This is a genomic window from Curtobacterium sp. GD1, from assembly GCF_020882855.1.
In the GTDB taxonomy this organism is placed as follows: domain Bacteria; phylum Actinomycetota; class Actinomycetes; order Actinomycetales; family Microbacteriaceae; genus Curtobacterium.
Window position 1 is genome coordinate 1 of the sequence record NZ_JAFEVQ010000002.1, and the last position, 25458, is coordinate 25458.

A 25458-nucleotide genomic window follows, 5' to 3' on the forward strand; every position below is an offset into this window, starting at 1 on the left:
GGCGCGCCGAGCGTGACGTATTCTGCCCGCGAGCGGGCAGAATACGTCACGCTCGGCGCGCCGGAGCGGCGCGTTCCGCCCGCTCGGCGGGACGCCGACGGCGTGTCCTGCCCACTCGACGCCGCCCCCGCGCACCCACCACACGCACGAAGGCCCCCGTACCAGATCGGTACGGGGGCCTTCCGACGTCTCGTGCGACTACTTCGCGGTGCCGCGACGCTGACGGAGCTGCTGCAACGCGTCTTCGAGGAGCTGCGCCGCCTCTTCTTCGGTGCGGCGCTCCTTCACGTACGCGAGGTGCGTCTTGTACGGCTCGGTCTTGGAGACCACGGGAGGGTTCTCCTTGTCGCGACCAGCCGGGAGCCCGGTCGACGGCGAGTCCACCGTCTCGGGGATCTCGTCATCGGGGAGGCCGGCGGCGAAGTACCGCACGACCTCGTTGCCGAGGGCGTCCCAGTACGAGATCGCCACACGCTCGGCCTGGACCCCGCGGTCCTGCTCCCCCATCGGGCCCGCGCCGACGCGCGAACCCCGGATTGCACTGCCTCCGGATGCCATGGATCAGCTCCCCGCCGTGAACTTGTTGATGAGACCGAGCACGATGATGGACACGATCCAGAGGAGACCGAGGATCACCGTGATGCGGTTGAGGTTGCGCTCGGCGACGCCGGACGCCCCGAGGTTGCTCGTCACGCCGCCGCCGAACATGTCGGAGAGGCCGCCACCGCGGCCCTTGTGCAGCAGGATGAGGAGCGTGAGCAGGAGGCTCGTTATCGCGAGCAGGACCTGCAGCACGACGGAGAGAATCGCCACGACGTACCTTTCGTGTCAGTCAGCCATCCGAGTATACCGGCCAGGTGGTCGGCCGAGGTCCCCGGGCTGGGCGTGGCACAGGCCGGCCGCACGATGGCGACCGGCCTGTGTCCGGTGGGTCAGAGTCCGACGTGCTGCCGGAAGCGCGCGATGGCCGCGAACTCCTGCACGTCGAGGGAGGCGCCACCGACGAGCGCGCCGTCGATGTCGGGCTCGCGCAGGAAGCCGGCGATGTTGCCCGACTTCACCGAGCCGCCGTAGAGCACCCGCGTCGCCGCGGCTGCCTCGTCGCCCCAGGCTGCAGCGATCCCGCGACGGATCGCCGCGCATTCGTCCTGCGCCTGCTCGGCGGTCGCGGCCTGGCCGGAGCCGATCGCCCAGACCGGCTCGTACGCCACGACGATCTCGGAGGGCTGCACGGCGTCGAGGACGACCTGCAGCTGCTCGACCGGCACGACGCCGGCGCCGCGCTCCTCGCGCTGCTCGCCGGTCTCACCGACGCAGACCACCGGCACGAGACCGTGCTTGACGGCCGCGGCGGTCTTCGCGGCGACGATCTCGTCGGTCTCCGCGTGGAGCGTGCGCCGCTCGGAGTGTCCGACGATGACGTACTGCGCGTCGAGTGCGGCGAGGAACGCTCCGGACACGTCGCCCGTGTAGGCGCCCGAGTCGTACTGGGACAGGTCCTGCGCGCCGAAGCGGATCGGGAGCTTGTCGGCCGAGATGAGCGTCTGCACGCTGCGGAGGTCGGTGAAGGGCGGGAAGACCGCGACCTCGACGTCGTCGAAGTCGTGGCGTGCGTCCTTCAGCGTCCACGCGAGCTTCTGCACGGTGGCGATGGCCTGGAGGTGGTCCAGGTTCATCTTCCAGTTGCCCGCGATCAACGGCGTCCGGGTCATCGCGACCACCCCAGTGCTTCGAGACCGGGGAGCGACTTGCCCTCGAGGAACTCGAGGCTCGCACCGCCACCGGTCGAGATGTGCCCGAACTGGTCGTCCGAGAAGCCGAGCGACCGGACGGCCGCGGCGGAGTCGCCACCGCCGACCACACCGAGGCCGTCGACCTCGGTCAGGGCCTGCGCGACGGTCTTCGTGCCGGCGGCGAAGGCCGGGAACTCGAACACGCCCATCGGGCCGTTCCAGAACACGGTCTTCGACGAGGAGACCGCGGACGCGAACCGCGCCGCCGTCTCCGGGCCGATGTCGAGACCGATGCCGTCCGCCCCGAAGGACGACGACTCGATCGCGTCCGCGGCGACGGTCTCGTGCGACGCGTCGGCCGCGAACCCGGACGCCACGACGACGTCCGTCGGCAGGTCGATCGTCACGCCGAGCTCCTTCGCCCGCGAGAGGTACTCGCGGACGACGTCGAGCTGGTCGGACTCGAGCAGCGACTTCGCGACCCCGTGACCCTGGGCCGCGAGGAACGTGAAGAGCATGCCGCCGCCGATGCAGAGCGTGTCCACCTGCGGCAGGAGGTGGTCGATGACGCCGAGCTTGTCGCTGACCTTCGACCCGCCGAGCACGACCGTGTACGGCCGCTCCGGCGTCGTCGTGAGGCGTTCGAGCACGCCGAGCTCGGTCTCGATGAGCGACCCCGCTGCGCTGGGCAGCGCGGACGCGAGCTCGTACACCGAGGCCTGCTTGCGGTGCACCACACCGAAGCCGTCGGACACGAAGGCGTCCCCGAGGGCGGCGATGCGGTCCGCGAAGCCACTGCGCACGGCAGCGTCCTTCGAGGTCTCCTCCGGGTTGAACCGGAGGTTCTCGAGCAGCAGGACGTCGCCGTCCCCGAGTTCCCCGGCGGCCGCGGTCGCTTCGTCGCCGACGGTCTCGCCGACGAACGTGACCTCTTTGCCGAGCAGCTCGGAGAGCCGCTGGGCCACCGGCGCGAGCGAGAACTCCGGCTTGGGCTCGCCGTCGGGGCGGCCCAGGTGGGAGATCACGATGACGCGGGCGCCGGCGTTGATGAGGGTGTTCAGGGTGGTCAGCGACGCGCGCACGCGGCCGTCGTCCGTGATCACGCCGTCCTTGAGCGGGACGTTGAGGTCACAACGGACGACGACACGCTTGCCGGCGAGGTCGCCGAGGTCCTCGAGGGTGCGGAGTGCCATGGGTTAGAGGCGCTCGCCCACGTACTCGGTGAGGTCGACGAGGCGGTTCGAGTAGCCCCACTCGTTGTCGTACCACGAGGTGATCTTCACGAGGCCGCCGATGACCTTGGTCAGGCCGGAGTCGTAGATCGAGGAGTGCGGGTCCGTGGTGATGTCGGTCGACACCAGCGGGTCCTCGCTGTAGAGCAGGATGCCCTTGAGCGGACCCTCGGCTGCCTCCTTGTAGGCGGCGTTGATCTCGTCGACGGTGACCTCGGACTTGGTCTCGAGGGTGAGGTCGGTGATCGAGCCGGTGGGCACCGGGACGCGGAGCGCGAAGCCGTCGAGCTTGCCGGCGAGCTCCGGCAGGACGAGGCCGATGGCCTTCGCCGCACCCGTGGAGGTCGGGACGATGTTCAGGGCGGCGGCACGCGCACGACGCGGGTCCTTGTGCGGGCCGTCCTGGAGGTTCTGGTCGGCGGTGTAGGCGTGGACCGTGGTCATGAGACCGCGCTCGATGCCGAACTTGTCGTGGAACACCTTGGCGAGCGGCGCGAGGCTGTTCGTGGTGCAGGACGCGTTCGAGATGATGTTGTGGTTCGCGGGGTCGTACTGGTCCTCGTTCACGCCGAGCACGATGGTGACGTCGTCACCCGTGGCCGGGGCGGAGATGATGACCTTCTTGGCACCGGCGTCGATGTGCTTCTGCGCATCGGCGGCCTTGGTGAAGAAACCGGTCGACTCGATGACGATGTCGACACCCAGCTCGCCCCAGGGGAGGTTGGCGGGGTCGCGCTCCGCGAGGACCTTGATCGCCTTGCCGTCGACCACGATGTTGTCGCCGTCGAGCTCGACCGTCGCCGGGAGCTTGCCGGTGATGGAGTCGAACTTCAGCAGGTTCGCGAGGGACGCGTTGTCGGTGAGGTCGTTCACCGCCACGATCTCGAGGTCGCTGCCCTTGGCCAGTGCGGCCCGGAAGAAGTTACGGCCGATGCGGCCGAAGCCGTTGATACCGATCTTGACGGTCAATGGATCTCCTGGTGGGTGTGGAGCGCCCGGGGGGCGCTGCTTTCGGAGTCGTGTGGCCCTTCGGGCCCACGTGTGGTGGACGATACGCCCCGTAACGTCGCCGTAACGACCCTAGCAGTCGGACTCTGCCAGACCGCGCGGGATGACGGTCCGTCCGGACGGTCGCGAGCGCCGCCCCTGGACCACCCTGACGACGGACGGGAGGCGCGGTGCCAGCTGGCACCGCGCCTCCCGTCCGGAACGTCGTCACGCCCGTCGATCAGGCCCCTTCGAGCTCCTCGGGAACGCTCGCTTCGGTCCCCGGGATCCCGAGGTCGGACGCGCGCTTGTCGGCCATCGCGAGGAGGCGGCGGATGCGCCCGGCGATGGCGTCCTTCGTCATCGGCGGATCCGCGTGCTGGCCGAGCTCGTCGAGCGACGCGTCGCGGTGCTGCAGCCGCAGCGAGCCGGCGTACTGCAGGTGGTCGGGGACCTCGTCGCCGAGGATCTCGAGCGCACGCTCGACCCGCGCGCACGCGGCGACGGCGGCCTGCGCGGAGCGACGGAGGTTCGCGTCGTCGAAGTTGACGAGACGGTTGGCGGTGGCACGGACCTCGCGGCGCTGGCGCATCTCCTCCCAGTCGGCGGTGGTGCGGGCGGCGCCCATCACGGTCAGCATCTGGCCGATGGCCTCGCCGTCGCGGATGACCACGCGGTGCACGCCGCGGACCTCACGGCCCTTCGCCGCGATGCCGAGCCGCGACGCGGCACCGACGAGGGCCATCGCGGCCTCGTTGCCGGGGCAGGTGACCTCGAGTGCGGCGGCACGACCGGGGTCGGTCAGGGTGCCGGCGGCGAGGAACGCACCACGCCAGATCGCGGCGAGGTCCTCGCGGTTGCCGGTGGTGAGCCGGTTCGGCAGACCGCGCACCGGGCGGCGGCGGGCGTCCATGAGGCCCGTCTGCCGGGCGAGGGTCTCCCCCGCCTCGAGCACGCGCACGAGGTACCGGGTGCCACGACGGGCGGACGCGGACGACCCCACCGACGCCTCGCTCCGCACGCCGTACAGCTCGGCGAGGTCCTTGCGCACACGGTGCACGATGATCCGGGTGTCGAGTTCGACCTCGACGGCGATCCGGCCCGAGATGACGTGCAGGCCACCCGCGAACCGCAGGATGGTCGCGAGCTCGGCAGCGCGGACCGTGTTGCGGTTCACGACGACCCGGGCCAGTTCGTCCTTGACCTCGGCAGTCAACGGCACAGCATCATTCCTAACGTTTCTTCTGGTGGGGTCCGCGTGCCCGGCGCACGTCGTGTGGAGCGGCCGGAGGGACGGTCACTCTCGGCCGAGGTCTCGGTTCTTCACACGCACGGCGACGTCGGGCATCCCGCGGAGGAGGTTCGCCAGCTCGGCGACGATGGCGACCGAACGGTGCTTGCCGCCGGTACAGCCGATGGCGATCGTAGCGTGTCTTTTGTTCTCGCGCTGGTACCCCTCGAACACCGGCTCGAGGACGTCGGCGTAGCGCTCGACGAACGTGCGGGCTCCGGGCTGGGCCAGGACGTAGTCCGAGACGGGTCGGTCGAGGCCCGTGTGCGGGCGGAGTTCCGGGACCCAGTAGGGGTTCGGCAGGAACCGGACGTCGGCCACCATGTCGGCGTCGGCGGGCAGTCCGTACTTGAACCCGAAGCTCATCAGGGTCACCTGGACACCCGTGAAGTGGTCGTCGGCGAACTGCTCGGTCACGGCGTTCGCGAGTTGGTGGATGTTCAGGTCGGAGGTGTCGATGACGAGGTCCGATGCCTCGCGCAGGGCAGCGAGCCGACTGCGTTCGCGGCCGATGCCGTCGAGGAGCGTGTCCTCGCCCTGGAGCGGGTGCGGCCGCCGCACCTGCTCGAAGCGCCGCACGAGGACCGCGTCCGTCGCCTCGAGGAACAGCACCCGGACCCGGGCCGAGGCGCTCTTGCGCACCTGCTCGACCGCCTGCTCGGGGTCGGTGAAGAACCGGCCGCCGCGGACGTCGACCACCGTGGCGATCTTGGGGATCTTCTCACCGGCGCGGTCCGCGAGCTCGGTGAGCGGCGCGAGCATCTGCGTCGGGAGGTTGTCGACGACGTACCAGCCGAGGTCCTCGAGCGCCTTCCCCACCGTCGAACGACCGGCTCCGGACATACCGGTGACGATGAGGATGTCGTGCTGCTGCGGCGATCGTGTCGGCGCTGGGACGCTGTCGGTCATCTGGGAGTGGGCTCCGTCGTGGCGGCCCGGGCGCGTCGCCCGGGGAGGTCTCGGCTGCGGGACAAGGGTATCGCCCGGACGCCGGGCTCGGGGCCCGTCATCCGGTCGGGTGCGGTCCGTCCGTCGGCCGTGGCCCGTCGGTCGGGTGTGGCCCGTCGGTCGGGTGCGGTCCGTCGGTCGGGTCCTGTCCGTCCGTCGGGTCCTGTCCGTCCGTCGGCCGCACGGGAGGCGCGGTGTGCGTCATGCGGGCAGGTGCGGGCCGTCGTCGGTCACCTCGGGGAGCCGGGCCGGTCCTCCGGAGCGGGTCGCTGCCGACTGCGTGGCGGCTGCCAGATCGGGCGCGCTGGCTGGGCCGGGCGCGCTGGCGGTGCCCGGTTCGCCGGCTGCGTCGGCCGCGTCGGCGGTGCCGGGATCGATCGCCGTGTCCGGCGCACCGGCCCCGTCGGGAGCGCTCGTCGGCGTCGGGCCGCCGGCGGCCTCCGGCGCGCTCGTCGGCGTCGGGGCGCCCGCGGCCTCCGGCGCGCTCGTCGGCGTCTGCGCGAGCTTCGTGACCACGGCCGCCGCAGTCGCCGGCCCGACGCCGTTCACCTCGGCGATCTCCTCCGCCGTCGCCTCGCGCAGCCGCGCCACCGACCCGAAGTGCTTCAGCAGCGCGTTCACCCGAGTGGGCCCGAGACCCGGGATCTCGGACAGCCGCGACCGGACGTCCCGCTTCCGCCGGGTCCGCTGGTGCGTGATCGCGAACCGGTGCGCCTCGTCGCGGATGCGCTGGATGAGGAACAGTGCCTCGGAGTTGCGCGGCAGGATCACCGGGAAGTCGTCGTCCGGCAACCAGAGTTCCTCGAGCCGCTTCGCGATCCCCACGAGCGCGATGTCGTGCACCCCGGCCTCGTCCATCGCGCGCTTCGCCGCCTGCACCTGCGGCTGTCCGCCGTCGACGATGAGGAGCTGCGGCCGGTACGCGAACCGCTTGGTCGGCTTCGAGCCCTCGACGACCTCGTCGCTGGTGACGTCGGGGACGTCCGGCAGCTCGGCGTCCTCGTCGAGGCGCGCGAGCCGGCGGGACAGCACCTGGTACATGCTGTCGGTGTCGTCGGTGGTCTCGGCGATCGAGTACCGCCGGTACTGGTCCTTGCGGGGCAACCCGTCCTCGAACACGACCATCGACGCGACGACGTTCGTCCCCTGCAGGTGCGAGATGTCGTAGCACTCCATGCGGAGCGGTGCCTCGGTCATGCCGAGGGCGTCCTGGATGTCCGCCAGCGCCGCGGACCGCGTCGTGTAGTCGGCGGAGCGCTTCGTCTTGTAGAGCATGAGCGCCTGCGCCGCGTTCTGCGCCGCGGTCCGGGCGAGCCCCGCCCGGTCACCCCGCTGCGCGGTGCTGAGCTTGGTGCCCCGACCGCCACGGCGTTCGCTGAGCCACTGCTGCAGCGCCTCGGCGTCCTCCGGCAGTTCCGGCACGACGACCTCGCGCGGGGGTTCCTCGCCCGTCGCGTACTGTCCCTGCACGATCTGCTCGATGAGGTCGCCCGTCGAGATGTCGAGTTCCTTGTCGACGACCCACCCGCGCACACCGCGGATGCGCCCGCCGCGCACCGAGAACAGCTGCACCGCCGCGGCGAGCTCGTCCTCGGAGATGCCGAACAGGTCGAGGTCGACCGAGTCGCGGAGCACGACCGCGGACTTCTCGAGCACGGCCTCGAGCGCGCCGACCTGGTCGCGGAACTTCGCGGCCTGCTCGTACTGCATCGCGTCGGCCGAAGCGGCCATGCGCTGCCGCAGCTGCGTGATCACCCGGCGGTCGTAGCTCGCCATGAAGCGCACGAACTCCTCGACCAGCGCGCGGTGCTCGGCGATCGTGACCTTCTGGGAGCACGGACCGCCGCACTTGCCGATCTGCCCCGGGAAGCACGGCTTGCCGGTCTGCATCGCCTTCTTGTACGACGAGTCCGAGCAGGTGCGGATCGGGAACACCTTGATCATCAGGTCGATCGTGTCGTGCACGGCCCAGATCTTCGGGTAGGGCCCGAAGTACTTCGCGCCCTTGATCTTCCGGTTCCGGGTGACCATCACCCGCGGCGACTCCTCGCCCAGGGTGATCGCCATGTACGGGTAGGACTTGTCGTCCCGGAACTTGACGTTGAAGGGCGGATCGAACTCCTTGATCCACGTGTACTCGAGCTGCAGCGCCTCGATCTCGGAACCGACCGTCGTCCACTCGACGCTCCGTGCCGTGAGCACCATGCGCCGGGTGCGCTCGTGCAGCGTCGGCAGCGGTGCGAAGTAGTTGCTCAGCCGGGCACGGAGGTTCTTCGCCTTGCCGACGTAGAGCACCCGGCCGGCTTCGTCACGCCAGCGGTAGACGCCCGGATCGGTGGGGATCTCCCCCGCCTTCGGACGCCACGGGACGGTGTCCGCCACCTACCGAGCACCCGCCTTCTGCTTCGCCTTCGGCCGCTTCTGGCTGGCCGTGCGTGCGCCGACCGCCTGTTCCTTGCCGACCCGCGCGTCCTGCGCGTCGAAGATCTCCTTGAGGAAGACCCCGGTGTGGCTCTCGGGCACGTTCGCCACGTGCTCGGGCGTCCCCGTCGCGAGGACCGTCCCGCCGCCGGATCCACCCTCGGGTCCCATGTCGATCAGCCAGTCCGCCGACTTGATGACGTCGAGGTTGTGCTCGATCGTGATGACCGTGTTGCCCTTGTCGACCAGGCTCTGCAGCACGAGGAGCAGCTTGCGGACGTCTTCGAAGTGCAGACCGGTGGTCGGTTCGTCGAGGACGTAGACCGTCCGGCCGTTCGACCGGCGCTGGAGCTCGGTGGCGAGCTTGACGCGCTGCGCCTCGCCCCCGGAGAGGGTCGTCGCGCTCTGTCCGAGCCGGACGTAGCCCAGCCCGACGTCGACGAGCGTCGCCATGTACCGGTGGATCGCGGAGATCGGCTCGAAGAACTCGGCTGCCTCGCTGATCGGCATGTCGAGGACCTCGGAGATGTCCTTGCCCTTGTAGTGCACCTGCAGCGTCTCGCGGTTGTACCGCGCACCGCCGCAGACCTCGCACGCGACGTAGACGTCGGGGAGGAAGTTCATCTCGATCTTGATCGTGCCGTCACCGGAGCAGTTCTCGCAGCGACCGCCCTTGACGTTGAAGCTGAAGCGACCGGGCTGGTAGCCGCGCGCCTTCGCCTCGGGCGTCTCGGCGAAGAGCTGCCGGATCCGGTCGAACACGCCCGTGTAGGTCGCCGGGTTGGACCGCGGGGTCCGACCGATCGGCGCCTGGTCGACGTGCACGACCTTGTCGAGCTGGTCGAGCCCCTTCACGCGGGTGTGCTTGCCCGCGATGTGCCGTGCGCCGTTGAGCTGGTTGGCGAGCACCTTGTAGAGGATGTCGTTGACGAGCGTCGACTTGCCCGAGCCGCTCACCCCGGTGACCGCGGTGAACACCCCGAGCGGGAAGTCCGCGTCGATCGACTTGAGGTTGTTCGCCCGCGCACCCTGCACGCTGATCGTGCGCTTGAGGTTGACCTTGCGACGCTCGGCAGGGACCTCGATCGCACGTCGGCCCGCGAGGTAGTCGCCCGTGATCGATTCGCGGTTCTCGATGATCCCCTCGTACGAGCCGGAGTGGACGACGTTGCCGCCGTTCACACCCGCGCCGGGGCCGATGTCGACGACCCAGTCCGCCGTGCGGATCGTGTCCTCGTCGTGCTCGACGACGATGAGCGTGTTGCCGAGGTCCTTGAGCTTCACCAGGGTGTCGATCAACCGCCGGTTGTCACGCTGGTGCAGCCCGATGCTCGGCTCGTCGAGGACGTAGAGCACGCCGGTCAGGCCGGACCCGATCTGGGTGGCCAGACGGATGCGCTGCGCCTCGCCGCCGGACAGCCCGCCCGCGCCACGGGAGAGCGTCAGGTAGTTCAGACCGACCTCGAGCAGGAACTCGAGCCGCGCCCGGATCTCGCGCAGGACGGCGGCCGCGATGTGCGCCTCGCGCTCGGTGAGGGTGAGGCTCTCCATGAAGCCGTACGCGTTGTCGAGCGACATGTCCGTCACGTCGGCGATGCTGCGGCCGTCCACCGTCACCGCGAGCACCTCGGGCTTGAGGCGCGTGCCGTCGCAGACCGGGCAGGGGACCTCGCGCAGGTAGCCCTGGAAGCGCTGCCGCTGCGAGTCCGACTCGGCCTCGGCGAACTTGCGCTCGATGTAGGGCATGACGCCCTCGAACCCGCTCGTGTACCGCATCTCGCGGCCGAACCGGTTGCGCCAGGACACCGACACCTGGAAGTCCTTGCCGGTGAGGATCGCTGCCTGTACCGAGGCGTCGAGACGGCTCCACGGGGTGTCCAGGTCGAACCCGAGGTCCTTGCCGAGGCCGGCGAGGAGCTTCTCGAAGTAGGAGTAGAGCCCGCTCGTGCCCGTCCACGGCAGCAGGACGCCGTCGCGCAGGGACGCCTCGGGGTCGCCGAGGACGAGGTCCGGGTCGACCGACATGCGGGTACCGAGGCCGGAGCACTCGGGGCACGCACCGAACGGCGCGTTGAACGAGAACGTGCGCGGCTCGATCTCGGTGAGCGCCAGCGGGTGGTTGTTCGGGCAGGAAAGGTTCTCGGAGTAGGTCCGGACCGCACCGGGTCCCTCGGCGTCGACGAGGTCGATCGCGACCGTGCCGTCGGTCAGGCGCAGTGCCGTCTCGAGCGAGTCGGTCAGACGCCCGAGGATGTCCTCGTTCGCGACGAGACGGTCGACGATGACGGAGATGTCGTGCTTGACCTGCTTCTTGAGCTTGGGCGGGTCGCTGAGCTGGATGCGCTCCCCGTCGACGATCGCGCGGGCGTAGCCGGACGCCGCCAGTTCTTGGAAGAGGTCGACGAACTCGCCCTTCTTCTTGGAGATGACGGGCGCGAGCACCTGGAAGCGCGTGCCCGACTCGAACTCCATGAGCTGGTCGGCGATCTGCTGCACGCTCTGCTTGCTGATCACCTCACCGCAGACGGGGCAGTGCGGGATGCCGATGCGCGCCCAGAGCAGACGCATGTAGTCGTAGACCTCGGTGATGGTGCCGACCGTCGATCGCGGGTTGCGGTTCGTCGACTTCTGGTCGATCGAGACCGCGGGCGAGAGCCCTTCGATGAAGTCGACGTCCGGGCGGTCGACCTGCCCGAGGAACTGGCGCGCGTACGCGGACAGCGACTCGACGTAGCGGCGCTGTCCCTCGGCGAAGATCGTGTCGAACGCCAGCGAGGACTTGCCGGATCCGGACAGACCCGTGAACACGACGAGCGAGTCGCGTGGGATCTCGAGGTCGACGTCGCGCAGGTTGTGCACGCGGGCACCGCGCACGCTGAGCGTGGAGGTGCTGTGCGGTGCCGTGCCGCCGGGGATGTGGAGGTCTACGGGCTCGCCGAAGGCATTCCGGCCCGACGTCGAGGTTCCGCGGTCAGAGGTGATGGTCATCGTCGTCGATTCTACGAAGCGGCACCGACATTCGGCCGCGATGGACGGTCAGACGAGTGCGTCGAGAGCGAACGCGACCCCGGCGGCACGCTCGCTCGCCACCCAGAGCCGGGCGGCCTCGGCCCGGTCGTGGGCCCTCGGTTCGGCCCGGACGACCGCTGCCGGCCCCCGGAGCTGCATCCAGCCCGACGGCCCCCAGTACTCGCCGGATCGGACGCCGTCGGCGATCGCCGCGTGCACGAGCGGGTCGGCGCCGGCGTCCTTGCCCTGGGCGTACAGCCGCTGCGCCGGACGGGTCCACGCCGGCTCCGATCGGGACGATGCGACGTCGGGACGCTCGGGTGACAGCAGGTCGAGCGAGAACCCGGGATGCGCGACGACGCTGGAGACCGGTGACCCGGCATCGGCGAGGCGTTCGGCGAGCTCGAAGCCGAACAGCATGACCGCGAGCTTGCTCCGCCCGTACTGGCGGTAACTCGAGTAGTGGCTCGCGCCGAGCGGGTCCGACGGGTCGAGCCGTGCCCACCGGTGTGCGATCGACCCGAGGTGCACCACGCGCCCCGCGCGGCGGTCGAGCAGTGGGAGCGTCAGCGCCGTCCAGGCGAAGTGCCCGAGGTGGTTCGTGCCCACCTGCAGCTCGGTGCCCTGGGCCGTCCGCTGCATCGTGCTCGCGCCCACCACGCCGGCGTTGTTCACGATCGCGTCGACACCCTCCGGCTGCAGCGCCGCGAGCTCGTCGGCGGCTGCCCGCACGCTGTCGAGGTCAGCGAGGTCGAGGTGCACGTGCGCGAGGTCGGCGCCGTCCACGTGGCGACGGATGCTCCGCTCGGCTGCCGCAGCGCGCTCGCGGCTGCGGGTCGCGAGGACGACGCGGTGACCGGCGGCGGCGAGCTGCTCCGCGGCGAAGTACCCGAGGCCGGCACTCGCACCGGTGACGACGACCGTGCGACGAGACCCGTCGCGCGCGGCGCGCGCGCCGGCGTCAGCTGACATGGCCCGCCGACTCCATCTGGCGGAGCGCCTTCTTGAGGTCCTGCACCTCGTCGCGGAGCCGTGCGGCGAGTTCGAACTTCAGCTCGGCCGCCGCCTGCAGCATCTGCTCGTTGAGGTCGCCGATGGTCGCTTCGAGCTGCATCGCCCCCTCGCCGGCGATCCCGCCGCGCTTGAGGTTCGGCGTCGGCGAGCGTCGGCCGTCCGCTCCGGGGCGACCTTCGAGCAGCGCCTTCGTGTCGTCGTTCTCACGCGCCAGGATCTCGGTGATGTCGGCGATCTTCTTGCGCAGCGGCTGCGGGTCGATGCCGCGCTCGGTGTTGTACGCCACCTGCTTCTCGCGGCGCCGGTCGGTCTCCTCGATCGCGGTCTTCATCGAGTCGGTCATCTTGTCGGCGTACATCAGCACCTGGCCCGAGACGTTGCGGGCGGCACGACCGATCGTCTGGATGAGCGACGTCGACGAGCGGAGGAAGCCTTCCTTGTCGGCGTCGAGGATCGCCACGAGCGAGACCTCGGGCAGGTCGAGCCCCTCGCGCAGGAGGTTGATGCCGACGAGCACGTCGTAGACGCCCTGGCGCAGTTCGGTCAGCAGCTCGACGCGCTTGAGGGTGTCGACGTCGGAGTGCAGGTACCGGACCCGGACGCCGGCGTTGCCCAGGAAGTCGGTGAGTTCCTCGGCCATGCGCTTGGTCAACGTCGTGACGAGGACACGCTCGTCCTTCTCGACGCGCTGGTTGATCTCCTCGAGCAGGTCGTCGATCTGGCCGTCACTCGGCTTCACGACGATCTCGGGGTCGACCAGGCCCGTCGGGCGGATGATCTGCTCGACGACGCTGTCGGTCACGCCGAGCTCGTACCGGCCCGGGGTCGCCGACAGGTAGACCTTCTGGCCGGAGCGCTCGAGGAACTCTTCCCAGGTGAGCGGCCGGTTGTCGAGGGCGCTCGGCAGCCGGAACCCGTGCTCGACCAGCGTGCGCTTGCGGGAGGCGTCCCCTTCGTACATCGCGCCGATCTGCGGCACGGTGACGTGCGACTCGTCGATCACGATGAGGAGGTCGTCCGGGAAGAAGTCGAGCAGGCAGTGCGGCGGTTCCCCCGCGGCACGGCCGTCCATGTGGCGCGAGTAGTTCTCGATGCCGGAGCAGAAGCCGATCTGCTCCATCATCTCGATGTCGAACGTGGTGCGCATCCGGAGCCGCTGGGCCTCGAGCAGCTTGCCCTGCCCCTCGAGCTCGGCCAGGCGCTCGGCGAGTTCGTCCTTGATCGTGGCGATCGCCCGGTGCATGACCTCGGTGTCGGCGACGTAGTGCGACGCCGGGAAGATCGACACGGCGGGCATGTCCTCGATCACGTTGCCGGTGAGCGGGTGCAGGTACGACAGCGCCTCGACCTCGTCGCCGAACATCTCGATGCGGATCGCGTGCTCTTCGTACATCGGGATGATCTCGAGCGTGTCGCCGCGAACCCGGAAGGTCCCTCGTGCGAAGTCGACGTCGTTCCGCTGGTACTGCATCGCGACGAACTTGCGGACGAGCTGGTCGCGGGAGATCGTCTGACCGACGTGCAGCGCGACCGAGGCGTTCATGTACTGCTCCGGCGTCCCCAGGCCGTAGATGCAGGACACCGTCGAGACCACCACGACGTCGCGCCGGCTGAGCAGCGAGTTCGTCGTCGAGTGCCGGAGCCGCTCGACCTCGGCGTTGACCGAGGAGTCCTTCTCGATGAAGGTGTCCGTCTGCGGGACGTAGGCCTCGGGCTGGTAGTAGTCGTAGTACGAGACGAAGTACTCGACGGCGTTGTTCGGCAGCAGGCTCCGGAACTCGTTCGCGAGCTGGGCCGCCAGGGTCTTGTTGTGCGCGAGCACGAGCGTCGGCCGCTGCACCTGCTCGATGAGCCACGCGGTCGTCGCCGACTTGCCCGTACCGGTCGCACCGAGCAGCACGACGTCGGTCTCACCGGCGTTGATGCGACCGGCCAGTTCGGCGATCGCCGCGGGCTGGTCGCCGCTCGGCGAGTACTCGCTGATGACCTCGAACGGGCGGACCGCGCGCGTGGGCTCGATTGACACTGCCATGCCCACCACGGTAGTCGGCACCCCTGACACCGGAGCCGTCTGCTCGCCCTCGGCGTATCGTCCACGCCAAGCACGCTCCGAGACCGCTGATAGGGACCCGGCATAGCCTCCGATCCGTTCAGCAACCCGACTCGCTCTCACTCCCCGAAGAGGCCCCCATGACGACGGCGACCCCCGCCGCACCGACGAAGGGCACCCCGTTCCGCGGACGCATCCGCGGACGAGTGCTCATCCTGCTGTGCTGCATGTACGCGATCTCGTACATCGACCGCACCAACATCTCCACGGCGCTCCCCCACATCACCGAGGACTTCGGCTTCAACGAGACGACCGCTGGGCTCATCGTCTCCGCCTTCGCACTCCCCTACGCCCTGCTGCAGGTCTTCGGCGGCACGATCGCCGAGAAGTTCGGTCCCCGGAAGGCCCTGTTCGTCATCACCGTGATCTGGGGTGTCGCCACCCTCTGGACCGGGTTCTCGGTCGGCTTCTGGACGCTCTTCGCCGCCCGCGCGCTCCTCGGCCTGAGCGAGGCCGCCGCGTTCCCCGCCGCCACCCAAGCCATGAGCCGCTGGATCCCCCGCGACCGCAACGGCTTCGCACAGGGCGTCGTGCACTCCGCGGCGCGTCTCGGCAACGCCCTCGCACCGCTCCTCGTCGCCTGGGTCATCGGTGCGACCGGCAGCTGGCGGTGGGCCTTCTTCGCGACGGCCGTCCTGTCCATCGCGTGGGCGATCGTCTGGTTCGTCTGGTTCCGCGACAAGCCCGAGGACACCGCCGGCATCCAGCAGGTCGAGCTCGACGAGCTCCCGCCGGTCGAGACCCGCGCCACCCGGCCGCCCGTCCCGTGGCGCACGCTGGCCCGGCAGATCTCCCCGGTGACCTTCGTCGACTTCGGGTACGGCTGGGTGCTCTGGGTGTTCCTCACCTGGATCCCGACGTTCCTCAGCGACACCTACGGCCTGCCGATCAGCCAGTTCGCCCTCTTCACCACGCTCGTGCTCCTCGCCGGTGTCGTCGGCGACACCGTCGGCGGGATGCTCAGCGACCGGATCATCCACCGCGGCGGCGACAGCCGGAACGCCCGGAGGATCGTCCTCGTCATCGGCCTTGGCGGCTCCCTCGTCTGCCTCGTCCCCCTCGTGATCGGGCAGGGCCTGGTCGTCGCGACGATCTCGCTCGCCCTCTCGTTCTTCTTCCTGGAGCTCTGCAACGCCAACCTCTGGGCCATCCCGATGGACGTCGCCCCGCAGTGGTCCGGCACCGCGTCGGGGTTCATGAACACCGGCTTCGGCATCGCCGGCGTGATCTCGCCGATCGTGTTCGGCGCGCTGATCGACGCCTCCGGCTGGCAGCTGCCCTTCGCCCTCTCCTGCGTGCTGCTCGCCGCTGCGGCCGTGGTCGCGTGGTTCATGAAGCCGAAGCGGCTCACGATGACGGACGGCGTCCTCGAGATCGGCGTCCCGAAGGCCGAGCAGCACGCCGGCTGATCCGCGCCGCGACGACCGCAACACGCTGCGGACGGGAGGCGCGGTGCCAGGCCGACGCGCGCCTCCCGTCCGACACTGCGCACGACGGGAGGCGCGGTGCCAGCCCGACCCGTGCCTCCAGTCCCCACGCGGTGCGGGCGACGCCCCATCGACGGACGCGCTCAGCGCGTCGACCGCGGCCCGACGTCGTCCGTCTCCCCCACGAGCGCATCGTCCGGCTCGACCGGCTCGACCGGCTCGACCCGCGGTTCCGGGGCGACCACCGGCACGGCACCAGCACCCGCACCCCGAGCAGCCGCCTCCCGCTTCCGCGCCCGCGCCGCCCGCTGCCCACGCGACGACAACGACGGCCGCCCCGTGAGCGGCACGCTCAACGGCGTCCACCGGAACAGCTCCGTCACGGCCACCGACAGCACGAGCACGAGCGCGTAGGTGACCGGCGTGAGCCAGGGCTGGGGCACGACCCGTTCGAGCCAGCTGTCGCCGTACAGCAGGATCCAGATCGCGAACGGGTGGCTGAGGAAGATGCCGAACGACCGGTCCGAGCCGTAGTCGACGACGCGGGCGAGCGCGCTCCCGGGCCGGCGCCGATCCGCCCAGCGCGCGCCGATCGCCAGGAACCCGACGAACACGGCGCTGCTCCAGAGCACCTGGACGGGCTGCAGGGGCGTGCCGGCGGCGTAGAGGGACTGCCCGAGACCGACCTGCAGCCACCACACGCCGAGGGTGAGCGCGCCGACGCCCGCGAAGCCCCAGAGGACGGCGCGGCGGTGCACCCGGATGAACCGGAGGAAGGCATCCGCGTGGTCGGCGGCGATCGCGCCGGAGACGATGAAGAACACGTACGAGAAGAAGAACTGCTTCTGGTAGCCGTGCATCCACGCGTCGCTGGCGGGGAAGTACTTGTACCCGGCGAAGACCACGAGCTGGAACACGAGCGTCACGGCGAGGACCGCGACGTGGTGGCCGCGCGTCCTCCGGACCAGCCACGCGATGACCGGCAGGAGCAGGTACACCTGCATCGTCACGAGCAGGAAGTAGAGGTGGTACCAGGAGACGCCGGTGACGATGCCCTCGGCGTACGTGCGCACGAGGTCGGGCACGTCGCCCCGGCGAGTGGCGCTGAGGAGCCAGGACGACGCCACGTAGACGAAGGACCACGCCAGGTACGGCACGCCGACGAGCAGGAAGCGCTTCGGCCAGAACTGCGCCATCGGCCGCGGTCGGAGCGTGTAGCTGTAGACGAGCACGAAGGCCGTCAGCGAGAAGAAGACCAGGCGGGTGAAGTGGAGCAGGCCGAGCAGGGCGTTCAGCGGGACGTCGGCGGCGGCGACCGTGTGACTCGTGGTGTGGACGCCGATGACGCAGGCGAAGGTCAGGATGCGGAGGACGTCGACCTCGTAGAGGTGCCGCGGCTTCCCCTCGGCGGTGCGGGTCGGCGTCTGCACCCGACGGTCAGCAGCGTCGACGGTGGGCGTGGCGGCGTCGGCGGTGGGCGTGGCGGCGTCGGTCACGGGTGTTCGGCCATCGTCCGCACCTTCGCCCGCTGGACCTTGCCGGTCGGCGCGCGCGGCAGGTCGGGCACGACGACGATCTCGACCGGACGGCGGAACCGTGTGAGGTGCGCCTCGGCGCGCGCGGTGAGGTCGGCGACCAGGGCCTCGGCGTCCACGGCCTCGTCAGGCTGCGGGATCACGTAGGCGATCGGCACCGCGCCGAGGACCTCGTGCGGCCGCCCGACGACCACGGCCTCGAGCACGCGGTCGTCGCCGAGCAGCACGTCCTCCACCTCGGACGGGTACACCTTCTCGCCGCCCCGGTTGATGACGTCGTCCGAGCGACCGGCGAGCGACACCCAGCCGTCCGCCGAGACCGATCCGACGTCGCCCGTGCTCAACCAGCCGTCCGCGTCGAACCGCTCGGCTGCACGACCGAAGAGGTAGCGGTGGACGATGCCCTCGCCGCGGATCCAGAGAGCACCGACCTCGTCGGCGGGCAGCACCGTGCCGTCCTCGCCCCGGACCTGCACCTCGGACCCGACCGGCACGCCGACGGTCCCGACGCGTGCGGGGGCACCGAGCGGCGTGGCGGTGATCTGCGACGCCCCCTCGGTCATCCCCCAGCTGACGACGAGCGGGACGTCGCCGAGCGCCTGCCGCACCGGATCGGGCAGCGGAGCGGAGGCGCTGCGGACGAACCGGAGGCCCTCGGGGAAGTCGAGCGGACCGGTCTTGGCGAGGACCGCGAGGATCGCCGGGACGGCGTTCAGCCAGGTGATCCGGCGCTCGGCGAGCAGCTCCCAGAAGCCGGTGCGACGGAACCGCCGGTCGAGCACGAGGGTCCCGCCGGCCACGAGGGTCGCCAGCAACCCGACGACCTCGGCGTTCACGTGGAAGAGCGGGAGGGAGTTGAACCCGCGGTCCTCCGGCGTGAGGCGGTTGTGCTGCGCCACGGACCGGGCCACGAACAGCAGCTGCGACTCGGGCAGCTCGACGCCCTTCGGGGTGCCGGTGGAGCCGGAGGTGAAGAGCACGACGGACCCCTCGCCGGGTGCGTCCGGGTTCTCGGACGGCAGGTCGCCGTCGCGGACGGCTGCCGGGAGGAACGTGGCCGCGTCGATCCCGCTCGCCGGCGCCCCGGGGACGGTCGCGTCCACGGCGCGGTCCGACACCACGAGCGAGGCGCCGCCGATCAGGTCGGCGAGACGGCCGGGTTCCGAGATCGGCTGTCCGGTGTCGACGGGGATCGCCCGCCGACCGGTCGCGAGGGCGGCGAGGTGCACGACCGCGAACGAGAGCGGATCGGCGAGGTCGACCAGGACCGCCCCGGACGGCGCGACCCCGATCGCGTCGAAGGTCGACGACCACGCGGACACCGCGTCCTCGAGCGCGCGGTAGGTCAGGACGCGGTCACTGCGCGCGTCCTCGAGGTAGCTGCGCTCCCCGTCCTGCGCCGCGCGGGCACGGATGGTCGAGCGCAGGTCGGGTCGTTCGCCTGCTTGCTGCACGGACTCAGAGTATTGCGGGATCCTATGACGGGTCCGAGGGGAAGCGGTGGAGCAGCCACTGCCACAGCGCCTCCATCCGCGGGAGCCCGTCGCGGCCGATCGGGGTCGTGTCCTTGATCGTGCGCGAGTGCGACTCGGCCGGCGACCCCACCGCGATGTCGGTGAGGATCGCGTGCGGGTCCTCGTCGGGTCCGGGCGGCGCGGTGTCGGTCCGGAACGGCCCGTCGGGACCGTCGAGCCCGAGCACCTTCCAGGAGCCGCGGATCCGCGGGCCGAAGACGTCGCGCACGTCGTCGATCGCGTACATCCGGGCGACCGGTGTCCGCCCCGGGCGATCCATCCAGGCCGCGTGCTCGCTGCCCAACGACTCGACGGGCGAGGAGAACATCAGCGCGCCCTGCACCGGCCGGATGTGCGCGATGTACGCAGCTTCTCCACCGCCCTGCGAGTGCCCGGCCACCACGATGTCCTGCCAGGCGATGTCCGAGTCGCCCTGGACGAACCGTCCCCACCCGCCGTCCGGGTCGTGGTCGTCGAGGTAGGCGATCGCGTCGCGGAACCGCGAGACGATCGAGCCGGCCGGCTGCACCGAGCTGAACCGTGACGGTCGAGTGCCGTCGAACCGGTTCCGCTGCACCTGCCCGTAGCAGTGCGGATCCGCCTCGCACGTCCCCGACAGCGTCTTGCCGAGGTTCCAGTAGTCGAGCCCGAGCACGTGGTACCCGTCGCGCAGCGCCGCGGACAGGAACAGCTGGTAGTCGGCGGGCCGGGCTCGGGTCGCCGGGAGGAACAGCAGCAGCGGGCCGCCGGAGTCGGTGCGTGCCGCGAAGTCGTCACGGTTCGGCTCGAGCCGCTGCCCGTTGATCGTGCCGAGGCGGAAGCGGTGGAACTCCCCCACCGGACCGTGCTCGTCGCCGCGCGGTCGGTCGGCTGCGGACACCCGGCCGTGCTCCGCGACCCGATCACCACCGAGGACGTTCGCCGCGACGAGCGACGCGGCGCCGATCGCCACGAGGAGGACGGCCGCGAGGACCAGGAGCACCCGGTGCTTCATCGGCCGATGCGCTCCCAGACCTCGTCGGCGGATCGGATCGTGTCGGCGAGGGTGCCGGTGGCGTCCACCACGTGGTCGGCCAGCGCCAGTCGGTCGGCGTCGCTCGCCTGTGCGGCGACTCGGCGCTCGGCTTCGTCGCGGGGCATGCCGCGGTGCTCCACGAGCCGCTCGATCCGCTGGGCAGCGGGAGCATCGACCACCACGACCGCGTCGAACCGCAGCGGCCGGCTCCCCCGGGCTTCGGCGAGGAGCGGCACGTCGTAGACCACGACGGCGTCCGGGTCCGCTGCCTCGGCTGCGTCGAACGCCGCCTGGGCGAGACGCCAGACCTCGGGGTGGGTGATCCCCTCGAGGTCCTTCCGCGCCGCGGCGTCGGCGAACACGATCGCGCCGAGTGCCGGCCGGTCGAGCGAACCGTCGGGGGCGATGACGCCGGGGCCGAACCGCTCGGCGACCTGCGCGAGGCCCGGGCTGCCGGGAGCGACGGCGTCGCGCGCCAGCCGGTCGGCGTCCACCACGACCGCGCCGTGCTCGGCCCAGCGGCCGGAGACGGTGGACTTGCCTGCGGCGATGCCGCCCGTGAGACCGATGATGCGCACACCAGGGAGCCTATCCAGTGAGGCTCCGGACCTCTGCAAGGCGATACTGCGTACGTCGACCGGTCAGTACCCGACTCAACGGCGTCCGACGCATGACGAGCACGAGACAGACGGTTGCAACGACCCCACCGATCCAGAAGATCACGGTCAGCAGCGCGTACGGAAGGGATGCGGCGACCGGGTCGATGGCCGCGGCGACAAGGTGCAGACCGACGAAGTGGGCGAGGAAGAGCCCGTAGCCGAGGTCCTGCATGTGCGCTCCTGCCCGCTTCGCGACCGCAGCGAGCCGTCCAGTCGAGCTGACGACGCGCATGCAGGCAGCCACGCTCACGAGAGCGACGAACAGGTTCCAAGCGGCGCGGACCGACCGGAGCAGGACCGCAGCCCAGAAGGACCGCGGCTCGTCGATGGTGAACACCGTGGACATGTACACGACACCGACAATGGTGAGGGAGAAGATCAATTGCGGCGTGTGGGTGCGGAACCACGCGGTGACCGCCTCGAGGTTCGCAGCAAGAACCGCCCCACCGACGATGTACAGCGGGTAGACGATGCAGAGCGCGGCGACGCGGAAGTCCGTGCCAGCGCTCGCTACTTCGAGGAACACAACGGCGAACTGGGCAATCGCCGCGACCGCGAAGAGAGCGATCGGACGTTGTGCACTCCGGTCTGCCAGAGCTCGGATCAGGGGTGCGAGAAGAGTCAGCTGGATCGTCACGACGACGAAGTACAGGTGAGGCCCCGCAGACCCGGTCATGATCGCGAGAGCGAGCCCCCAGGCCCCATCCGGACCCATGCCGTTCCCGATGATGTCGATCACTGCGTAGATGGCTGACCACACGAGGAACGGCCATGCGAGCACGAGCACCCGTTGCATGGCTGATGAAGTCGACGAGGACCGGGCGATCAGGAACACCGTGATGGTGATGAACAGGTACCGTCCGTTGGGCGAAAGCAAGAAGAGCGCTTCGGCCAGCGGATCACCTGCACTCCGGTCGTCGGCGAAGGGCTGTGCGTGGTTCAAGACCACTGCGAGGAACATGACGATCCTGAGCGGATCGAGGAAGTGCACACGAGACGATCCACTCACTGTTGCAGACGTCATGCGCCGCCTTCCTGCTTTACCTACACCTTACCTTTCATATTTTAGCATATCGCTCGGAAGTTCTTCGGTGAACGGCCGGAAGCCCGGCACCCCTTCTCAGGGATGCCGGGCTTCCGGTACGGCTGCGCCGCTCGATCAGTTGGTCGAGCTGAGCTTCTCGCGGAGCGCTGCGAGCGAAGCGTCGTCGGCCAGGGTGCCCTGACCGTTCGACTCGGTTGCGAACGTCGAGGACGACGACGACGAAGCGGTCGCCGGGAGGTCGAAGCCACCCTGCGCCTCGTCGGCGATGGTCTTCGCGACCTGCGCCTTGTGGGCTTCCCAACGCGACTGGGCGGCAGCGTACTGACGCTCCCACTCCTCGCGCTGGGTGTCGAAGCCCTCGAGCCACTCGTTCGTCTCCGGGTCGAAGCCGTCCGGGTACTTGTAGTCGCCCTTGTCGTCGTACTCGGTCGGCATGCCGTAGAGCGCCGGGTCGAACTCGGAGCCTTCCGGGTCCACGCCCTCGTTCGCCTGCTTGAGGCTGAGCGAGATGCGACGACGATCGAGGTCGATGTCGATGATCTTGACGAAGACCTCGTCGTTGACCGAGACGACCTGCTCGGCGAGCTCGACGTGCTTGTTCGAGAGCTCCGAGATGTGCACGAGGCCCTCGATGCCGTCGGCAACGCGGACGAAGGCACCGAACGGCACGAGCTTCGTGACCTTGCCCGGTGCGATCTGGCCGATCGCGTGGGTGCGGGCGAAGACCTGCCACGGGTCTTCCTGCGTGGCCTTGAGCGAGAGCGACACGCGCTCGCGGTCCAGGTCCACCTCGAGGATCTCGACGGTGACTTCCTGACCGACCTCGACGACCTCGCTGGCGTGCTCGATGTGCTTCCAGCTGAGCTCGGAGACGTGGACGAGACCGTCGACGCCGCCCAGGTCGACGAACGCACCGAAGTTGACGATCGACGACACGATGCCCTTGCGGACCTGGCCCTTGTGGAGGTTGTTGAGGAACGTGGTCCGGGACTCGGACTGCGTCTGCTCGAGCAGCGCGCGGCGCGAGAGGACGACGTTGTTCCGGTTCTTGTCGAGCTCGAGGATCTTCGCCTCGAGCTCCTGACCGAGGTACGGCGTGAGGTCGCGGACGCGACGCAGCTCGATGAGCGACGCCGGGAGGAAGCCGCGGAGGCCGATGTCGACGATCAGACCGCCCTTGACGACCTCGATGACCGTACCGGTCACGACGCCGTCGGACTCCTTGATCTTCTCGACGTCGCCCCAGGCGCGCTCGTACTGCGCACGCTTCTTCGACAGGATGAGGCGACCTTCCTTGTCCTCCTTCTGGAGAACCAGGGCCTCGACCTCGTCGCCGACCTCGACGACCTCGTTGGGGTCGACGTCGTGCTTGATGGAGAGTTCGCGCGAGGGGATGACACCCTCGGTCTTGTAACCGACGTCGAGGAGGACCTCGTCGCGGTCGATCTTCACGACGGTGCCGGAGATGAGGTCTCCGTCGTTGAAGAACTTCAGGGTCTTCTCGACCTCGGCCAGGAAGTCATCAGCCGAGCCGATGTCGTTGATGGCGACCTGCTTGGGAGCCTTGGTCGTGGTGGTTGTCATGTAGAGATTGCTCCGAACGGACATGAGTCGGGCCGAGACGGCGAGGGAGCGACCCCCTGGTCCGAACCGGATGCCGGTTCGAGCCGTCCTGGCGATGTGTTTGGTGAGCGCGGATTGCGCCGCACAAGTCTAACCGCAGCGAGCGAGCGCCCACAACCGGGCGTGTCGGATCGTGTCGGCCCCGATCGATCAGTCGAGCAGGGCGCTGCGGAGCGTGTCCAGACCGATGCTGCCGAGCGCGAGGGCCCGGTGGTGGAACACCTTGAGGTCGAACGACGCACCCTCGCGGGCGGCCACCTCGTCGCGGATGGACTCCCAGACGCGCTGACCGACCTTGTACGACGGCGCCTGCCCGGGCCAGCCGAAGTAGCGCGCCACCTCGAACTGCACGAACTCGTCGGACATGTTCACGTTCTGGCGCATGAAGTCGAGGGCGTACTCCCACGTCCAGGCGCCACCGTCGGGGTTCGTCTTCTGCAGGTGGACGCCGATGTCGAGCACCACCCGGGCAGCACGCATGCGCTGCCCGTCGAGCATGCCGAGCCGGTCCCCGTCGTCGTCGAGGAAGCCGAGCTGCTCCATGAGGCGCTCGGCGTAGAGCGCCCAGCCCTCGACGTGCCCCGAGGACCCGGACAGCTGCCGACGCCAGGTGTTCAGCTCGCCGCGGTTGTAGACGCCCTGGCTGATCTGGAGGTGGTGGCCGGGGACACCCTCGTGGTAGACCGTCGTCTTCTCGCGCCAGGTGCCGAACTCGGTGACGCCCTGCGGCACGGACCACCACATGCGGCCGGCGCGCGAGAAGTCGTCGGACGGGCCGGTGTAGTAGATCCCGCCCTCTTGTGTGGGGGCGATCCGGCACTCGAGGCGCTTGATCGGGTCGGCGATGTCGAAGTACTTGCCGTCCATCGCCCGGATCGACTCGTCGCTCGTCTCCTGCATCCACCGCTGCAGGGCGTCGGTGCCGTGCAGCACCCGCGCCGGGTCGGCGTCGAGGACCTCGATCGCCCGGGCGACGCTCGCACCGGACTCGATGCGGTCGGCGATGCGCTCCTGCTCGTCACGCATCCGCGCGAGTTCCTCGATCCCCCACTGGTATGTCTCGTCGAGGTCGACGACCGCACCGAGGAACCGCCGGGAGTGCAGCTCGTACGCCTCGCGCCCGACGGCGTCGACCGGCGTCGCGAGCGGCATCAGCTCGTGCTCGAGGAACTGCCCGAACGACCGGTACGCAGCAGCGGCGACCTCGGCCCCGCGGGCGAGCTCGGCCCGGAGCGGCTCGGGCACCGGACCACCGTCGTCGAACGCGGCGCCGTCGACCAGCTGCCGGAAGACGCCGTCCGCCGCGCCGGTGCGGGTGGCCTGCTCGGCGATGAGCGCGACCTGGCGACGGGCGGGCGTGACGTCCTCGCGCGTTCCCTCGAGCAGGGTCTCGCGGATGCCCTCGATCGCGTCGGGGAGCGCGTGCAGCCGACTCGCGATGTCCTGCCAGTCGGACTCGGTCGCGGTCGGCATGAGGTCGAGGACGTCGCGCACGGACTGCGCCGGGCTGGCGATGACGTTGAGGTCGCGGAGGTGGAGCTTGCGGTCGAAGGACTCCTGGACGAGGTCGAGCTCGGCGCCGAGGTCGGTCTTCGTCACCTCGTCGACGGCGTCCACCGCGTCGGCGGCGTCCAGCGCACGCTTCGCGGCGCGCGCCGCGTCCGCCATGGCCGCCGCACCGGCGGGCGACGTGTCGCCGTACTCCCCCGTCCGGCCCGGGACGCCGATGTACGTGGCGACGGTCGGGTCGAGGTCGACGAGGGTGGACACCCAGTCCTCGGCTACGCGGTCGACGGCGGAGGGCTGGCGGACAGGACGGTCATCGGTCATGCTCACGACCCTATCCACGACGGCTCACGACGAGGAACCTGCGGGACTGGAGGCGCGGTGCGGGC

The 25458-nt window shown here is 70.0% G+C and carries 19 protein-coding genes; 1 reads left to right on the top strand and 18 read right to left on the bottom strand.

Annotation, left to right across the window (positions count from 1 at the left end):
* Nucleotides 1-198: 198 nt before the first annotated feature.
* The 11 genes from JSX79_RS01645 to uvrB form a co-directional block, all read right to left on the bottom strand.
* Nucleotides 199-558 (bottom strand): RNA polymerase-binding protein RbpA, encoded by a 360-nt coding sequence (locus tag JSX79_RS01645; RefSeq protein WP_070416207.1) that lies wholly within the window; start codon nt 556-558, stop codon nt 199-201.
* A gap of 3 nt (nt 559-561) precedes the next feature.
* The gene (gene secG, locus JSX79_RS01650) at nt 562-813 is read right to left on the bottom strand and encodes a preprotein translocase subunit SecG (RefSeq protein ID WP_056124375.1); all 252 of its coding nucleotides are present in this window, start codon (nt 811-813) and stop codon (nt 562-564) included.
* Between the two features lie 119 nt (nt 814-932).
* Nucleotides 933-1712, bottom strand: coding sequence for a triose-phosphate isomerase (tpiA, locus tag JSX79_RS01655; RefSeq protein ID WP_070419049.1), 780 nt, complete (start codon nt 1710-1712; stop codon nt 933-935).
* A complete protein-coding gene (pgk, locus tag JSX79_RS01660) occupies nt 1709-2926 on the bottom strand; it encodes a phosphoglycerate kinase (protein ID WP_229084945.1) in 1218 nt (405 codons plus the stop codon). Before pgk ends, tpiA begins: the two co-directional genes overlap by 4 nt.
* Before the next feature lie 3 nt (nt 2927-2929).
* A complete protein-coding gene (gene gap / locus JSX79_RS01665) occupies nt 2930-3934 on the bottom strand; it encodes a type I glyceraldehyde-3-phosphate dehydrogenase (RefSeq protein WP_070416209.1) in 1005 nt (334 codons plus the stop codon).
* A 259-nt stretch (nt 3935-4193) separates the two neighbouring features.
* Entirely contained in the window at nt 4194-5174 is a 981-nt protein-coding gene (gene whiA, locus JSX79_RS01670; RefSeq protein ID WP_070416210.1) for a DNA-binding protein WhiA, read from the bottom strand.
* A gap of 75 nt (nt 5175-5249) precedes the next feature.
* The gene (gene rapZ / locus JSX79_RS01675) at nt 5250-6152 is read right to left on the bottom strand and encodes an RNase adapter RapZ (protein ID WP_070416211.1); all 903 of its coding nucleotides are present in this window, start codon (nt 6150-6152) and stop codon (nt 5250-5252) included.
* Between the two features lie 240 nt (nt 6153-6392).
* Nucleotides 6393-8573, bottom strand: coding sequence for an excinuclease ABC subunit UvrC (gene uvrC / locus JSX79_RS01680; protein WP_229084947.1), 2181 nt, complete (start codon nt 8571-8573; stop codon nt 6393-6395).
* Nucleotides 8574-11600 carry an excinuclease ABC subunit UvrA gene (gene uvrA, locus JSX79_RS01685; protein WP_229084949.1) on the bottom strand — a complete coding sequence of 1009 codons (3027 nt, stop codon included), beginning with the start codon at nt 11598-11600 and terminating at the stop codon, nt 8574-8576.
* A 48-nt stretch (nt 11601-11648) separates the two neighbouring features.
* On the bottom strand, nt 11649-12593 hold the full coding sequence (locus JSX79_RS01690; protein ID WP_229084951.1) for an SDR family NAD(P)-dependent oxidoreductase: 945 nt from the start codon (nt 12591-12593) through the stop codon (nt 11649-11651).
* The gene (gene uvrB, locus JSX79_RS01695; protein ID WP_070419051.1) at nt 12583-14655 is read right to left on the bottom strand and encodes an excinuclease ABC subunit UvrB; all 2073 of its coding nucleotides are present in this window, start codon (nt 14653-14655) and stop codon (nt 12583-12585) included. Before uvrB ends, JSX79_RS01690 begins: the two co-directional genes overlap by 11 nt.
* Before the next feature lie 170 nt (nt 14656-14825).
* Here uvrB and JSX79_RS01700 point away from each other — a divergent pair, with 170 nt between their 5' ends.
* The gene (locus JSX79_RS01700; RefSeq protein WP_229084952.1) at nt 14826-16154 is read left to right on the top strand and encodes an MFS transporter; all 1329 of its coding nucleotides are present in this window, start codon (nt 14826-14828) and stop codon (nt 16152-16154) included.
* A 161-nt stretch (nt 16155-16315) separates the two neighbouring features.
* On the opposite strand, the gene JSX79_RS01705 is transcribed toward JSX79_RS01700, so the two are convergent.
* The 7 genes from JSX79_RS01705 to JSX79_RS01735 form a co-directional block, all read right to left on the bottom strand.
* Entirely contained in the window at nt 16316-17668 is a 1353-nt protein-coding gene (locus JSX79_RS01705; RefSeq protein ID WP_229084953.1) for an acyltransferase, read from the bottom strand.
* A complete protein-coding gene (locus JSX79_RS01710) occupies nt 17665-19161 on the bottom strand; it encodes a class I adenylate-forming enzyme family protein (protein ID WP_229084955.1) in 1497 nt (498 codons plus the stop codon). Before JSX79_RS01710 ends, JSX79_RS01705 begins: the two co-directional genes overlap by 4 nt.
* A 22-nt stretch (nt 19162-19183) precedes the next feature.
* Nucleotides 19184-20215: a hypothetical protein gene (locus tag JSX79_RS01715; protein WP_229084957.1), complete on the bottom strand. Its 1032-nt coding sequence runs from the start codon at nt 20213-20215 to the stop codon at nt 19184-19186.
* Nucleotides 20212-20814, bottom strand: coding sequence for a dephospho-CoA kinase (gene coaE, locus JSX79_RS01720; protein WP_229084959.1), 603 nt, complete (start codon nt 20812-20814; stop codon nt 20212-20214). Before coaE ends, JSX79_RS01715 begins: the two co-directional genes overlap by 4 nt.
* Nucleotides 20815-20824: 10 nt before the next feature.
* Complete coding sequence (locus JSX79_RS01725) at nt 20825-21886, bottom strand: acyltransferase (RefSeq protein WP_229084961.1); 1062 nt, start codon at nt 21884-21886, stop codon at nt 20825-20827.
* Between the two features lie 168 nt (nt 21887-22054).
* A complete protein-coding gene (gene rpsA, locus JSX79_RS01730; RefSeq protein ID WP_070416219.1) occupies nt 22055-23524 on the bottom strand; it encodes a 30S ribosomal protein S1 in 1470 nt (489 codons plus the stop codon).
* 189 nt (nt 23525-23713) lie between these two features.
* Complete coding sequence (locus JSX79_RS01735; RefSeq protein ID WP_229084963.1) at nt 23714-25393, bottom strand: DUF885 domain-containing protein; 1680 nt, start codon at nt 25391-25393, stop codon at nt 23714-23716.
* Nucleotides 25394-25458: the final 65 nt, after the last annotated feature.

Coding starts and splice junctions, on each gene's coding strand:
- JSX79_RS01645 (WP_070416207.1), bottom strand. CDS start 558: ATGGCATCCGGAGGCAGTGCAATCCGGGGTTCGCGCGTCGGCGCGGGC.
- tpiA (WP_070419049.1), bottom strand. CDS start 1,712: ATGACCCGGACGCCGTTGATCGCGGGCAACTGGAAGATGAACCTGGAC.
- pgk (WP_229084945.1), bottom strand. CDS start 2,926: ATGGCACTCCGCACCCTCGAGGACCTCGGCGACCTCGCCGGCAAGCGT.
- rapZ (WP_070416211.1), bottom strand. CDS start 6,152: ATGACCGACAGCGTCCCAGCGCCGACACGATCGCCGCAGCAGCACGAC.
- uvrA (WP_229084949.1), bottom strand. CDS start 11,600: ATGACCATCACCTCTGACCGCGGAACCTCGACGTCGGGCCGGAATGCC.
- JSX79_RS01690 (WP_229084951.1), bottom strand. CDS start 12,593: ATGTCAGCTGACGCCGGCGCGCGCGCCGCGCGCGACGGGTCTCGTCGC.
- JSX79_RS01700 (WP_229084952.1), top strand. CDS start 14,826: ATGACGACGGCGACCCCCGCCGCACCGACGAAGGGCACCCCGTTCCGC.
- JSX79_RS01715 (WP_229084957.1), bottom strand. CDS start 20,215: ATGAAGCACCGGGTGCTCCTGGTCCTCGCGGCCGTCCTCCTCGTGGCG.
- rpsA (WP_070416219.1), bottom strand. CDS start 23,524: ATGACAACCACCACGACCAAGGCTCCCAAGCAGGTCGCCATCAACGAC.
- JSX79_RS01735 (WP_229084963.1), bottom strand. CDS start 25,393: ATGACCGATGACCGTCCTGTCCGCCAGCCCTCCGCCGTCGACCGCGTA.